The sequence below is a fragment of the Duganella vulcania genome (assembly GCF_009857655.1).
Taxonomy (GTDB): Bacteria; Pseudomonadota; Gammaproteobacteria; order Burkholderiales; family Burkholderiaceae_D; genus Rugamonas; species Rugamonas vulcania.
Genome location: NZ_WWCX01000019.1, coordinates 77,993 through 91,768 on the forward strand (window position 1 = coordinate 77,993; position 13,776 = coordinate 91,768).

Consider the following 13,776-nt stretch of genomic DNA (forward strand, 5'->3'; position numbering starts at 1 on the left):
CGCCGTCCGTGTGGCAGCTCACATAGCACACTGATTGCTAGGTGTGCGGCGGCTGTTCCAGCGTTGCGCGTTGCGCGGCCAGGCGGTCGGCTGCGGTGTCCGGCGTGGGATGGTGCGCCAGCTGGTCCAGTTCGGCGCGCGCCAGGTCCAGCCGGGTGTTGGCCGCGACGTCGGCGGGCGTCAGCGTCGGTTGCGGCCGGGCTGCCTGCGCTTCCGCTTCGCGGTTGCCGGCCGCGCTCAGCTGTTCCGCATAGCGCTTCGCCACGTCGCTGAAATGGTCCAGCGTGTCCTGCAGGGCTTGCATGGTGCGCTGCGGCTGGCGGTGGAACGCGGCCCGCAACACCTCATTGTCCAGCGACAGGCCGCCGGTCGCGTCCGACAGCAACGGCGCCTGCAGCGTGACGCCGATCCGCGCCAGCCGCTGCGCCGGCGTCGCGTGGTCGCTCAAGGCCGGTTGCAGCAGGCTTTGCACCAGACTGTTGAGCAACGACGGCGTCTGCGATTGCGCCTGGTTGAAATCAACCGAAGGCAACAGGTTGATGGCGTTCACCATGTTTTGCGCGGTGTCATTCAGGGACGCGGCCACTTCGCGGGGCTGCGCGCCGTTGGCAAGCGCCGTGCGCAGCTGCGTCACTTCCTCCCGCGATTGCGACAGCGTCAGCAGGAAGCTGGCCACGGGCGACAGGTCGACGCTGGCCGAGGCCGGCGGTGCATCGGTGGCGGAGCCGGCGCCTGCGGCCGGGGCCGTATGCGCCGGCGCGACGTCGGCTGGCGTCGTCAGCGACACCGATGAGATGGGAAACATGGCGTTCTCCTCAACTGATCAACTTGGCGGCAACAGGCACCTGCTGCCGGGTGCGTTGCCGTAATGCCGCGCTCAGCCTGTCTCTTTGTTAGTTTCCGCACGGTTAAGCGGCGACGATGGGCCTATTGTATCCCTTGCAGTTCCAACATTCACTCGAAAAAGGAAAGCATCATGGACAACAATCTCGACAACAAAATCAACGCCACCCGCGACGGCGTCACCCAGATCGGCAACAACCTGCGCGCTGATGCCCACGCCGCCATCGACAAGGTCGCCGACAAGGTTCCGCCCGCCACCGACCGCCTGGCCAACAGCGCGCACAACGGCGTCGACCGCGTCGCCGACGGTGTCGGCAAGGTGGCCGACACGATGGAACACACGTCCGACAGCCTGATCGAACGCGGCAAGCGCGTCACCGCCAGCTGCAAGGCGCTGACCGAATCGGGCCGCAGCCGCGTGCGCGCCAGCCCGGCCATGTCGGTCCTGCTGGCCGCCGCCGCCGGCTACGGCCTGTCCAAGCTGCTGAGCTCGCGCAGCGCCAAATAACACAGGCTGCCCCGCCGGTGCGCCCGCCGGGATGAGCGGCGGCCCGGCCCGGCGCCGCTTATCGGAGTACATCGATGGAAAATTCCAGCAAAGCGCCGGCCGCCGTCATCGGGGCCGGATCGGTTTTGAGTACAGTGTCCGGGCCTTCGTCGGCACCGCCGCCGGACCATCTGGGGGACGATTCCCCGCAGCAGCAAGCCTTGCTCCACAAGGTCAAGGGCGGCCAGCAGCTGGCCGCCGGCATGGCGTTCAACGCCAACAAACCCAATGAACACGGCGAAGCCGCGCGCACGCCGCAGGCCGGCCAGAGCTGTCCAGTGCCGCATCCCGCCGCCACCGCCAGCACCGCCGGCGAAACCACGCCGTCCGCCAAGACCGGTGCTGGCGTGCCGCCGCACGGCGTCAATCCGGCCAACGCGTCGCTGGACCGCGTGCGCGTCGACAGCGGCGACCAGCGCCTGACCACCAACCAGGGCGTGCCGGTCGCCGACAACCAGAACTCGCTCAAGGTCGGCCTGCGCGGCCCCACCGCGATGGAAGACTTCATCCTGCGCGAGAAGCTCACCCATTTCGACCACGAACGCATCCCCGAGCGCGTGGTGCACGCGCGCGGCTCGGGCGCCCACGGCTACTTCGAGAGCTACGGCGATTTGAGCGCCATCACGCGCGCCGCGCCGTTCGCGGCGGCCGGCAAACGCACGCCGGTGTTCGTGCGCTTCTCCACCGTGGCCGGCGAGCGCGGCTCGGCCGACACCGTGCGCGACGTGCGCGGCTTCGCCGTCAAGTTCTACACGGACGAGGGCAACTGGGACCTGGTCGGCAACAACATCCCGGTGTTCTTCATCCAGGATGCGATGAAATTCCCGGACCTGGTCCATGCCGTCAAGCCGGAGCCGCACAACGGCATGCCGCAGGCGGCCAGCGCGCACGACACCTTCTGGGACTTCGTCACGCTGATGCCGGAATCGACGCACATGCTGATGTGGCACCTGTCGGACCGCGCGATCCCGCGCAGCCTGCGCACCATGCAGGGCTTCGGCGTGCATACCTTCCGGCTGGTGAACGCCGAGGGCGCGTCGGTGTTCTGCAAATTCCACTGGAATCCGGTGGCCGGCACCCACTCGCTGATGTGGGACGAGGCGGCGAAGATCTGCGGCGCCGACGCCGATTTCCACCGCCGCGACCTGTGGGAAGCCATCGAGGCCGGTGCCTACCCGGAGTGGGAGCTGGGCTTGCAGGTCTTCACCGAGGAGGAGGCCGAGCGCTTTCCGTTCGACGTGCTCGACGCCACCAAGCTGGTGCCGGAAGAACTGGTGCCGGTACGCGTGGTCGGCAAGATGACGCTGAACCGCAACCCGGATAACTTCTTCGCCGAGACCGAGCAGGTGGCCTTCTGCACCGCGCACGTGGTGCCGGGCATCGATTTCAGCAACGACCCGCTGCTGCAGGGGCGCATCCACTCCTACCTGGACACGCAGATCAGCCGCCTGGGTGGCGCCAACTTCCACGAGATCCCGGTCAACGCCTCGCTGGCGCCGGTGCACAACAACCAGCGCGACGGCATGCACCGCCAGGCGATCGCGCGCGGGCGCGTGGCGTACGAGCCCAATTCGCTGGGCGGCGGCTGCCCGTTCCAGGCCGGCATGGCCGGCTTCACCACCGCCGCCGCCGCCAGGCCGCAGCCGCCGGAGGACAAGGTGCGCGGCAAGCCGGAACTGTTCGCCGACCATTACTCGCAGGCGCGCCTGTTCTGGATCAGCCAGAGCCCGGCCGAGCAGGCCCACATCGTCAACGCCTACCGCTTCGAGTTGAGCCGCGTGCAGACGCCGGCGATCCGCGTGCGGCTGCTGTCCATGCTGGCCAACGTCGATCCCCTCCTGGCCGAAGGCGTGGCGCAGGGGCTGGGGCTGGCGGTGCCGCCGCCGATGCCGCTGGCCACCGGCGCCGAGCCGCCGCAGTACGCTCCGTCGCCGGCGCTGTCGCTGCTGGCGCGGCCGGGAGCGACCGGCATCGCCACGCGCCGGGTCGCCATCCTCGCGGGCCACGGCGTGGAGGCGGGCGGCGTCAAGGCCATCTACGCCGACCTGCTGGAAGCCGGCGCGGTGCCGCGCCTGGTGGCGCCGCAGCTGGGGCAACTGACGGCGGCCGACGGCGGCAAGCTCGATATCGACATCTCCATCGAAGCCGGTCCGGCGGTGCTGTACGACGCGCTGATCGTGGCCGACGGCGCCGCCAGCGCGGCCATGCTGATGCGCGACGCCGACGCGCTGGACTTCGTGCGCCAGCAGTACCGCCACTGCAAGCCGGTGCTGGCGGTGGGCGCGGGCGTCGAGCTGCTGCTGAAGGCTGGCCTGCCGGCCACGCTGGAAAACGGCGCACCGGACCTGTCCCTGTGGCGCGCGAAAGCCGACAGCCTCGATGCGGCGCTGGCGGAGTTCAAGCACGCGCTGGCCGGACACCGCAACTTCCAGCGCGAGGCCGAGGCGGTGGTCCTGTAGGCTCTCCCTTTTGAATGGGCTGTAATTTACGCAACAATGACGAGCATAGTGATATGCTCGTCATTGTGCAGTTTACGCCCCATACAATTCGCTTCCGGACCTTCTGACCACCATGGACGTTTACGCCCCACAGGTATGGCTTCCGCACGAGCGTCCCTCCTTGCCGGGATCGCCGTCGACACCGCTGCACACCGCCGAGCGCCGGCTGGCCTTTTTGGTGGTGGGCTTCATCGTCGCCGTCACCGGCGGCCTGGGTAACGCGCTGGTGTCGGTCAACCTGCCTTACCTGCAAGGTTCGCTGGGTGTCTACTCGGCCGAGATCCAGTGGCTGCCGGCCGCCTATGTGATGGCCAACGTGTCGATGAACCTTCTGCTGGTGAAGTTCCGCCAGCAGTACGGCCTGCGCCTGTTCACCGAATTATTCCTGGTGGTGTACGCGCTGGCCACCGTCGCCCACCTGTTCGTGCACGGCCTGGCCTCGGCCATCGCGGTGCGCGCGGCGCACGGCATGAGCGGCGCGGCGCTGACCACCCTCGGCTTGTACTACACGCTGCAGGCCTTCCCGGCCCAGCACCGGCTCAAGGCGGCGGTGTTCGGCATCGGCTTCTCGCAACTGGCGCTGCCGATGGCGCGGCTGTTCTCGTCGGAGCTGATGGAGTTCGGCGAGTGGCGCGGCCTGTACTTCTTCGAGCTGGGACTGGCCCTGCTGTCGCTGGCCTGCGTGCTGGCGCTCAAGCTGCCGCCGGGTGACCGCGTCAAGGCCTTCGAGAAAATGGACTTCCTCACCTTCGGCCTGTTCGCGCCCGGCGTGGCCTTGCTGTCGGCGGTGCTGGCGCTGGGCCGCACGGTGTGGTGGTTCGAATCGCGCTGGCTGGGCCTGTGCCTGGCCGGCGCCATCGTGCTGATCGCCGCCGCGCTGCTGGTCGAGCATAACCGCGCGCGCCCGCTGCTCAACACGCGTTGGCTCAGCAACGGCAATATCGCGCGGTTGGCCCTGTCGGTGCTGCTGATCCGCGTGGTGCAGTCGGAGGCCAACGGCACCGTGGGCTTCCTGCAGGCGCTGGGCCTGAACAACGACCAGATGCAGATGCTGTGGATCGTCGTCATGGCCGGCACGGTGGCGGGGTTGGTGGCCAGCGCGCTGACCATCACGCCGCCGCGCATCCCCTTGCAGCTGATGTTCTCTCTGGTGCTGATGACGATCGGCGCCTACATGGATTCCGACGCCACCAACCTGACCAGGCCCGCCGACCTGTATGTGAGCCAGTTCCTGCTGGCCTTCGGCGGTGCCTTCTTCGTCGGGCCGACCTTCATCTCCGGCTTCGGCGCGGTGATCGCGGCGCCGAATAACCTGGTCAGCTTCTCGGTCATGTTCAGCATCACGCAGACGTTGGGCAGCCTGCTTGGCTCGGCGCTGGTCGGCACCTTCCAGGTCATGCGCGAGAAATTCCACTCCAGCATACTGGTCGAGCATCTGACCCTGCTCGATCCGCTGGTGGCGGCGCGCATCCAGAGCGGCGGCGCCAGCGTGGGCGCGGGGCTGGCCGATCCCGCCGCGCGCGGCGCGACCGGTGTGGCGGCGCTGGGCGCTGCGGCCACGCGCGAGGCCAATATCCTGGCCTATAACGATGTCTTCCTGATGATTACCCTGGTCGCGCTGCTGACACTGGCCTGGATGCTGGGCCGCTATCTGTGGTCGGTGTGCGTCGTCTGCCCCGGCAGCCCGGCGCACAACGCGCAGACCGGCATGGCCAACGTCTCCCTCAACAATTCCGGATCCCGCTGAACCACATGGCTAACACGACTCCCGATAATTCCTCTTCCTCCGAAACCCGCGTCGCGGCGGTGGCCGCCGCCGCTGCTGCCGCAGCCGTCGCCGCGGCGGCGCCCACCGCGCCGGCGCCCGACCGGCGCGCGCAGATACTGTCGGCGATCGCGTTCTCGTTTGTGGCGCTGGTCGGTGTGCTGATCGTGCTGTATGCGTGGCGGCTGCCGCCGTTCAGCAGCGCCATCGTCTCCACCGAGAACGCGCTGGTGCGCGGCCAGGTCACGTTGATCGGCACCCAGCTGCCCGGTTATGTGGTGGATGTGCGGGTGCAGGATTTCCAGCAGGTGAAGCAGGGCGATTTGCTGGTGCTGATCGACGACCGCATCTACCAACAGCGCTACGAACAGGCGCAGGCGCAGCTGGCGGCGCAGAAGGCGGCGCTGGCCAATTGGGAGCAGGCGCGCCGCACGGCGGAGGCGGGCGTGGCGTTGAACCAGGCCACGCTGGCCAACGCGGAAGCGCAGGCCGCCAAGTCGGTGGCCGATTTGAGCCGCGTGAATTCGCTGGCGGCCGATGGTTCGCTGTCGGTGCGCGAGCAGGATTCGTCCAAGGCGGCCAAGGTGCAGACGGCTGCGGCGGTGTCGCAGGCGCGCGCCAGCCTGGAGATCGCGAAGCAGCAGGTGCAGACGGTGGTGGTGAACAAGCTGTCGCTGGAGGCGGCGGTTGCCAATGCGACGGCCGCGCTGAATGCGGCCAAGGTGGACCTGGATAACACGCGCATCACGGCGCCGGAGGATGGGCAGCTGGGGCAGGTCACGGTGCGCAAGGGGGCTTACGTCAACACCGGCGCGCAGTTGATGGGATTGGTGCCGCGCCAGCTGTGGGTGATCGCCAATCTGAAGGAGACGCAGATGAATGGCGTGCAGGTCGGCCAGAGCGCCACCTTCAAGGTCGATGCGCTGGATGGAGCGCTGTTGACCGGGCAGGTGGAGCGGATTTCGCCGGCCACCGGTTCCGAGTTCAGCGTGCTGCCGGCCGATAATGCGACCGGCAATTACGTGAAGATCGCGCAGCGCATCCCGGTGCGCATCCGTATCGATCCGGGCCAGGCCAAGGCGCGCAGGCTGGCGCCGGGGATGTCGGTGGTGGTCAGCATCGATACGTCGGCGGTGCTGGATGATGGGGGCGCGCAGGCCAAGCATGCGGGAGCCAAGCCATGAGGGAGCGGGGCGTAACGGCGCGTCCGGTCGCTGCGGCGCTGGCTGTGATGCTGGCGCTGGCCGGCTGCGCCGCCAAGGCACCGCCGGCGCCCGCGTCGTCCTTGCAGATGCCGGCCGCCTGGCGCACCGGCGCTGAAGCGGGACAGGGCGCCGCAGTCGAGGCGCAATGGTGGCAAGCGTTCGGAGATCCGGCGTTGAGCGCATTGGTGGCCGCCGCACTGGAACACAACGGCGACCTGCGCATCGCCCGCGCCCGCGTGGCGCAGTACCGCGCGCTGGTGGGCGTGGCCGCCGCCGGCCAGAAGCCCAACGTCATCGTCGATACCGCGCCGACCCGCGCGCGCCAGCTGGCCTACAACGGCGTCCCCTACGTCACCAACGTCTACCAGGCCGAGTTCCAGGCCAGTTATGAAGTCGACGTGTGGGGCCGCCTGGCCGCGCTGACCGATGCCGCCACCGCCACCTATCAGTCGGAGCAGGCCAACGCCGATGCCGCCGCGTTGTCGATCGCCGCCACCGTGGCATCGGGATACCTGAACCTGCGCGGCCTGGACGCCCAGCTGGCACTGACCGAAGCCACGCTCAAGCTGCGCGAAGAATCGCGCGACCTGGCCAAGCGCCAGTTCGACGTCGGCTACAGCTCGCGGCTGGAATGGCTGCAGGCGCAGGCCGAATACCAGACCACCGCCGAGCAGGTGCCGCAGCTCAAGCGCTCCATCTTCGAACAGGAAAACGCGCTGTCGATACTCACCGGCGGCAATCCGGGTCCGGTCGCGCGCGGATTGGAGCTGGCGCAGCTGGCCGCGCCTCCCGTGCCGGCGGGGCTGCCGTCCGAACTGCTGCGCCGCCGGCCGGACATCGCCCGCGCTGAATTGAACCTGGTCGCGGCCAACGCCAACCTGGCCGCCACGCGCGACCAGCTGCTGCCGTCGTTCAAGCTGACGATGGTGGGCGGCGTGCAGAACCTGAAGTGGCACGATTTCGTCAACGCGCCGACGGCGCTCTGGCATCTGACCGGCGCGGTGGCGGCGCCGGTGTTCGAGGGCGATCGCGTGCAGCACCAGACCGACGCGGTGGCGGCGCAGCGCGATCAAACGGTGTACGCATATGAGAGCGCGGTGCGAACGGCTTTCGCGGAAACCGACAACAGCCTGGGGGCATTGGCGCGCCTGAAGGAACAGGCGGTGCAGAACGACGCGCGCCGCGCCACGGCGGTTGAAACGCTGCGTATCGCGCACAACCGCTATCGCAACGGCTACGCTTCGTATCTGGAGGAGCTGGACGCCCAGCGCACGCTGTACAACGCCGATGTCGGACGCTTGCAGCTGAAGACGCGGATACTGGTGGCGTCGGTGGATCTGTACCGCGCGATGGGCGGCGGCTGGGCGGAGGCTGGTCATTCCCGCGCAGGCGGGAATCCATAATGCGCTAGCGAGCATGCGGCCTATGGATTCCCGCGTGCGCGGGAACGACGTGGGTTATTTCACCGGGACGCACAACTCCGACTCGAACACGCCGGTGGCCGGTTCCATCGCGTAGTCGGCCGGATAGCGTTCGAAGCACGGGCCGGCATCGACCTTGCCCTCGGCATGCAACTGGCCGAAGAACTCGCCCCACGCCGCAGGAACCTGGTCGCCGGTACCCTTGAATTTGGCGATGGCATAGCGGCCGGCGGGAATGGTCGCCTCCTTGGCCGGCTCCTTGACCGGATAGTCGGCCGACACCTCCACGCAGGCGTCGTAGCGGCACTGGTCCGGCGGCGTGGTGGATGGATCGTCCTGCGCCACACCGTAGGTGACCTTGTTCACCAGGCCGAAGGCCTTCTGCCACGGCGTGAACACCTCTTTCCAGAACTCGCCGATCGGCGCGCCGAACGGGCCTTTGTAGCGCAGGTAGGCGACGCGCACCGCCGGTAAATCCTTGACTTCATATTCCATGATGATCTCCTCGTGTTAGTGGCTACCGCCGGCGACTTTGCGCAGCGGTTGGACGGTTTCGTCGGGTGCAGGCGCAGGCTCGCGGCGCAGCTTGCCCATCAGGCGTTTCAGCAGGTGTTCCAGATCGTCGATGTAGGTGAACACGGCCGGTATCACCAGCAGGCTCAGTAACGTCGACGTGATCAACCCGCCGATCACCGTGATCGCCATCGGCGAACGGAAGCTCGGATCGGCGCCCCAGCCCAGCGCCAGCGGCATCATGCCGGCGCCCATCGCGATGGTGGTCATCAGGATCGGGCGGCTGCGTTTGTGGCAGGCGTCGACCAATGCTTCGAAACGGCTCATGCCTTCCTGACGCGCCAGAATAGCATAATCAACCAACAAGATTGAGTTCTTTGTAACGATCCCCATCAGCATAATCAGGCCGATCATCGACGGCATCGACAGCGCGCGGCCGGTGACCAGCAGCGCCACGAAGGCGCCGCCGATCGACAGCGGCAGGGCGAACAGAATCGTCACCGGCTGCATGAAGTCCTTGAACAACAGGACCAGCACGCAGTAGATGCAGACCACGCCGATCAGCATGGCGATGCCGAAGCTGGCGAACAGCGACGCCATCTCCTGCGTGTCGCCCAGTTCCGCGATCCGCACCGATGGCGGCAGGTTCATCATGGTTGGCAGCGCGCGCGCCTCGGTGTTCACTTCACCCAGCGAGCGTTTGCCCAGTTCCACTTCCAGCGTCACGTTGCGGCTGCGGTTGAGGCGATTGATCTGCGCCGGGCCGCTCTCCATCGTGATGGTGGCGACGGTGGCCAGCAGCACCGGGCCGTTCTTGCCCGGCACCGTCAGGCGGCCGATGGCGTCCAGGTCGGCGCGCACGGCGTCCGGCAGCTTGACGCGGATCGGCACCTGGCGTTCCGGCAGGTTCATCTTGGTCAGGTCGGTGTCGTAGTCGCCGGCGGTGGCCACGCGCACGGTCTGGCCGATGGACGCGGCGGTCACGCCCAGGTCGGCGGCCTTGGCGAAGTCCGGGGTGACGATGATCTCGGGCCGCACCAGCGAGGCGCTGGAGCGCACATTGCCCACGCCTTTGAGCGTGCGCATTTCGCGCTCCACTTTCTGCGCCGTTTCCTTCAGCGCGACCGGGTCTTCGCTGCGCAGCACCAGCTGCATCTTGACGCCGTTGTCCGGCGGGCCGACCTTGAAGCGCGCGCCGGGAATGGCGCTGAGCTTCTGGCGGATCTCGCCTTCCAGGTCGGCCATCGATTCCTTGCGGTCGTTGCGGTGCGCGGTGGTCAGCGTCAGCACGGCGCTGCGCGCCTCGGCCGCCGCGCCGGGCGCGAAGGCGTCGCCGCTGGAACCGCCGCCGATGGAGCTGAACACGGACTTGATGCCTTTGACTTCCATCGCGGCCTTGCGGGCGCGTTCGGCGACCACGCGGGTTTCGGCCAGCGTGGAGCCGGGCGGCAGTTCCAGGTTGATCTGGGTCTGCGCGCGGTCGGCCGCCGGAACGAAGCCGGTCGGCAGCAGGCCGACCAGCATGATCGAGCCGATGAAGAAGGCGGCCGAGGCGATGGCCGTCACCAGCCGGTGCGACAGGCACCAGCGCATCACGCGGATGTAGCGCGTCATTAGCCAGCCGTCTTTTTCTTCGGCGTGGACGACAGGCTTGAGGATGTAGGCCGCCATCATCGGCGTGAGCAAACGGGCCACCACCAGCGATGCCAGCACCGCCACCACGGCGGTCCAGCCGAACTGCTTGAAGAACAGGCCCGGCACGCCGCCCATGAAGGCGGTCGGCAGGAACACGGCCACCAGCGCGAAGGTGGTGGCGATGACCGCCATACCGATTTCGTCGGCCGCTTCCATCGCCGCCTCCATCGGGGTTTTACCCATGCGCAGGTGGCGCGCGATGTTTTCGATTTCGACGATTGCGTCGTCCACCAGCACGCCCACCACCAGCGCCATCGACAGCAGCGTGACGGTGTTGAGCGTGTAGCCGAACAGGTACAGGCCGAGGAAGGCCGGCATCACCGACAGCGGCAGCGCGGCGGCGGCAACCAGCGTGGCGCGCCAGTCGCGCAGGAACCACCACACCACCAGCACCGCCAGCAGCGCGCCTTCGTACAGCAGCTCCATCGAGCCGTTGAAGTTCTCTTCGACCGGGAAGGCGTTGTCGATCACCGGCTTCAGTTCCACGCGCGGATTGGCGCGGGCCAGTTCGGCGACGGCGGCGCGCGCACCCTTGGCGACCGCCAGTTCGCTGGCGCCCTTGGTGCGGAAGATTTCAAAGCCGATCACCGGCACGCCGTCCTGCAGTGCGATGGCGCGCGGCTCGGAGACGGTGTCGGTCACGGTGGCCACCTGGTCGAGGCGCACGCGGCGGCCGTCGGTCAGCGGCAGTTCGATGGCGGCCAGCGAGGCCGCGCTCTGCACGGTGGCGATGGTGCGCACCGATTGCTCGGCGCCGCTGACGTCACCGCGTCCGCCCGGCGCTTCCTTCTGCACCAGGCGCAGTTGGCGCGACACGTCCAGCGCGGACACGCGTAGCGCGGCCATGCGGGCGTCGTCCAGCTCCACGCGGATCTCGCGCTTCACGCCACCCACGCGCTTGACCGCGCCCACGCCGGGCACCGCCAGCAGGCGCTTGGAGACAGTGTTGTCGACGAACCAGCTCAGTTCCTGGTTGTCCATCTTCTCGCCGGGCGTCTTGGCCGCGGCGGCGGTGAAGGTCATGATCACGCGGCCGGCGGTGGAGGCCTTGGTCACGGTCGGGTCGCGCAGCTCGGCCGGCATGTCGGCCTTGACGCGGGCCACCGCGTCGCGCACCTCGTTGACGGCGTCGGAGATCGGCTTCTCAAGAATGAATTCGACGGTGGTGGTGGAGACGCCGTCCAGCACCGTGGTGTAAATGTTCTTGATGCCTTGCAGCGTGGCGACCGAGTCCTCGATCTTGCGCGCCACTTCGGTTTCCAGCTGGGCCGGCGCGCTGCCGTCCAGCGTGGCGGTCACGGTCACGATGGGTAGTTCGATGTCCGGGAAATCCTGCACCGGATTGGCCTTGAAGGCCAGCAGCCCGGCCAGCGTCAGCAGCGCGAACAGCATGATCGCCGGGATCGGATTCTTGATCGATAGTGAGGAAAAGTTCATGGCGCGTCCTTACTTGGCTGCCAGCTTATTGGCCAGTTTTTCGGCCGGCGCGGTCTCGGCGACGTTATGTACCAGGTCTCCGTCGTTGAGGAAGCCGGCGCCGCGCACCACCACCTGCGTGTCGGCGGTCAGGCCGCCCAGCACCTCGATGCGGTCGCCCAGGCGGCGGCCCGGCTGCACCTTGATCTGGCTGACATGCTGGTCGGCGTTGAGGCGGAACACGAAGCTGAAGCCGTCACGCACCACGATGGATTGCTGCGGCACGGTCATCGCGTCCGACGTGCCCAGTTCGAACTGGCCGCTGGCGAACATGCCGGCCTTGAACGGCGCGTCCTTGGCGCCTGCGCTGGCCGGCAGGTCGACGTAGACCAGCGCGGAGCGGGTCTGCGCATCGACGGTCGGCGCGATCATGCGCACCTTGCCGGTCACTTCGCTGCCGTTGGCCGCCTTGACGACGGCGCCGGTGCCGGTCTTCAGGTTGCGCAGGTCGGCGGCCACCACTTCGGCGCGCCATTCAAGGCGGCCCTGGCGGATCATGCGGAACAGCTCCGTGCCGGGGCCGGAGACCGCGCCCACTGTGGCGTTGTTGGTGCGGGCCGAGATGATGCCGCTGTCCGGCGCCACGACCCTGGTGTACTTGAGGCGCAGCTGCTGGCTGGCCAGCGCCGCCTTGGCCGAGGCGATGCGGGCGTTGGCGGTCTGCTCGGCGGTGGTGTATTGGCTGATCTGCTGCGCGCTCAGGGCGCCGGTGTTTTGCAGCGTGCGCGCGCGGGCCGCGTTGGCGACGGCATCGGCGGCGTTGGCCTCGGCCTCCTGCACGGCGGCCTTGGCCTGCGCCAGGTCGGCGTTGACGGTATCGGCCGAGAACACGGCCAGCACGTCGCCGGCCTTGACCACGTCGCCGACGTTGACGCGCACTTCGGTCAGGCGCAAACCGTTCGTTTCGGTGCTGACGCTGGCCTCCTGCCAGGCGGCGACGTTGCCGTTGGCGGCCAGCTTGATCGGCAGGCGCGCGGCCGAGGGCTTGGTGGTGGTGACGGTCAGCGCCGGCTTGGCGGTTTCCGCCTTCTTGTCGTCGGCGGCCTGGGTGGCGGACGGGTAGAACGCGACGCCGGCGCCGCCGATGACAAATACCGCCAGCAGTGCGTAGGCGACGGGCTTCAGGTTGGTTTTCAGTTTTTTCATGATAAGCACAAGTTAGTTGGCGCTGGCGACGGCGGGAGCACCGTCGGTAGGGGCGGTCCAGCCGCCGCCGGCCGCGCGGTACAGCGCGACCCAGGCGGCGCTGCGTTCGCGCTGCAGGTTGATGACGGTTTGTTCGGCGGCCAGGCGGGTGCGGCGCGCGTCTTCCAGTTCGAACAGGCTGGCCAGCCCGTTCTTGTAGCGGTCTTCGACGGCGGTGTAGTTGACGCGGTAGCCGTCCAGCGCTGTCTGCGCATCGGCGGCACGGGCGCCAGTGGCGTCCAGGTTGACCAGCGCCTGTTCCACTTCGCTCACGGCCTGGCGCACGGTGGCGCGGTAGCTGGAGACGGCGGCGTCGTAGCGCGCGCTGGCCGCGTCGACGTTGGCGCGGCGCTTGCCGGCGTCGAAGATCGGCAGCGACATCGAGACCGGGCCGATGGTCCAGGTGTCGGTGCCGGTGTTGACGCCACCGGCGCGGAAGTTGCCGTAGCCGATGGAGCCGGACAAGGCCAGGCGCGGATAACGCTGCGCCTGCGCGCTGCCTACATCGGCGCTGGCGGCGGTGACCTCGCGTTCGGCGGTGAAGACGTCGGGCCGCTGGCTCAATGTTTGCGCCGGCAGTTCGGCGATGGCGATGGCCGGCGCGCTGGCCGCAGCGCGGGCGGCCGCC

General features: G+C 68.2%; 10 protein-coding genes. 5 read left to right on the forward strand and 5 right to left on the reverse strand.

What is annotated here, in order from left to right; genetic code table 11:
- Positions 1–37: 37 nt before the first annotated feature.
- Positions 38–805, reverse strand: a complete 768-nt coding sequence (locus GTP90_RS13895) for a hypothetical protein (RefSeq protein WP_161084099.1) — start codon at positions 803–805, stop codon at positions 38–40.
- A 171-nt stretch (positions 806–976) separates the two neighbouring features.
- Between GTP90_RS13895 and GTP90_RS13900 the strand changes: the two genes are divergently transcribed.
- From GTP90_RS13900 to GTP90_RS13920, 5 genes are all read left to right on the forward strand, one after another.
- On the forward strand, positions 977–1,351 hold the full coding sequence (locus GTP90_RS13900; protein ID WP_161084100.1) for a hypothetical protein: 375 nt from the start codon (positions 977–979) through the stop codon (positions 1,349–1,351).
- Positions 1,352–1,425: 74 nt separating this feature from the next.
- Entirely contained in the window at positions 1,426–3,849 is a 2,424-nt protein-coding gene (locus GTP90_RS13905; protein ID WP_161084101.1) for a catalase, read from the forward strand.
- 112 nt (positions 3,850–3,961) lie between these two features.
- Entirely contained in the window at positions 3,962–5,635 is a 1,674-nt protein-coding gene (locus GTP90_RS13910) for an MFS transporter (protein WP_161084102.1), read from the forward strand.
- 5 nt (positions 5,636–5,640) lie between these two features.
- The gene (locus GTP90_RS13915) at positions 5,641–6,837 is read left to right on the forward strand and encodes an HlyD family secretion protein (protein ID WP_161084103.1); all 1,197 of its coding nucleotides are present in this window, start codon (positions 5,641–5,643) and stop codon (positions 6,835–6,837) included.
- A complete protein-coding gene (locus GTP90_RS13920; protein WP_161084104.1) occupies positions 6,834–8,261 on the forward strand; it encodes an efflux transporter outer membrane subunit in 1,428 nt (475 codons plus the stop codon). Before GTP90_RS13915 ends, GTP90_RS13920 begins: the two co-directional genes overlap by 4 nt.
- A 54-nt stretch (positions 8,262–8,315) precedes the next feature.
- Here GTP90_RS13920 and GTP90_RS13925 read toward each other — a convergent pair whose 3' ends face one another.
- The 4 genes from GTP90_RS13925 to GTP90_RS13940 all read right to left on the reverse strand — a co-directional run.
- Positions 8,316–8,774: an AraC family transcriptional regulator gene (locus tag GTP90_RS13925; protein ID WP_161084105.1), complete on the reverse strand. Its 459-nt coding sequence runs from the start codon at positions 8,772–8,774 to the stop codon at positions 8,316–8,318.
- 15 nt (positions 8,775–8,789) lie between these two features.
- Complete coding sequence (locus GTP90_RS13930; RefSeq protein WP_161084106.1) at positions 8,790–11,924, reverse strand: efflux RND transporter permease subunit; 3,135 nt, start codon at positions 11,922–11,924, stop codon at positions 8,790–8,792.
- A gap of 9 nt (positions 11,925–11,933) precedes the next feature.
- Entirely contained in the window at positions 11,934–13,109 is a 1,176-nt protein-coding gene (locus GTP90_RS13935) for an efflux RND transporter periplasmic adaptor subunit (RefSeq protein WP_161084107.1), read from the reverse strand.
- Positions 13,110–13,121: 12 nt separating this feature from the next.
- On the reverse strand, positions 13,122–13,776 hold a 655-nt coding region (locus GTP90_RS13940), incomplete at its 5' end, for a TolC family protein (RefSeq protein ID WP_161084108.1).

Excerpts from the sequence above, each read along its gene's own strand:
- GTP90_RS13895 (WP_161084099.1), bottom strand. The coding sequence starts at position 805 with ATGTTTCCCATCTCATCGGTGTCGCTGACGACGCCAGCCGACGTCGCG.
- GTP90_RS13900 (WP_161084100.1), top strand. The coding sequence starts at position 977 with ATGGACAACAATCTCGACAACAAAATCAACGCCACCCGCGACGGCGTC.
- GTP90_RS13905 (WP_161084101.1), top strand. The coding sequence starts at position 1,426 with ATGGAAAATTCCAGCAAAGCGCCGGCCGCCGTCATCGGGGCCGGATCG.
- GTP90_RS13910 (WP_161084102.1), top strand. The coding sequence starts at position 3,962 with ATGGACGTTTACGCCCCACAGGTATGGCTTCCGCACGAGCGTCCCTCC.
- GTP90_RS13915 (WP_161084103.1), top strand. The coding sequence starts at position 5,641 with ATGGCTAACACGACTCCCGATAATTCCTCTTCCTCCGAAACCCGCGTC.
- GTP90_RS13920 (WP_161084104.1), top strand. The coding sequence starts at position 6,834 with ATGAGGGAGCGGGGCGTAACGGCGCGTCCGGTCGCTGCGGCGCTGGCT.
- GTP90_RS13925 (WP_161084105.1), bottom strand. The coding sequence starts at position 8,774 with ATGGAATATGAAGTCAAGGATTTACCGGCGGTGCGCGTCGCCTACCTG.
- GTP90_RS13930 (WP_161084106.1), bottom strand. The coding sequence starts at position 11,924 with ATGAACTTTTCCTCACTATCGATCAAGAATCCGATCCCGGCGATCATG.
- GTP90_RS13935 (WP_161084107.1), bottom strand. The coding sequence starts at position 13,109 with ATGAAAAAACTGAAAACCAACCTGAAGCCCGTCGCCTACGCACTGCTG.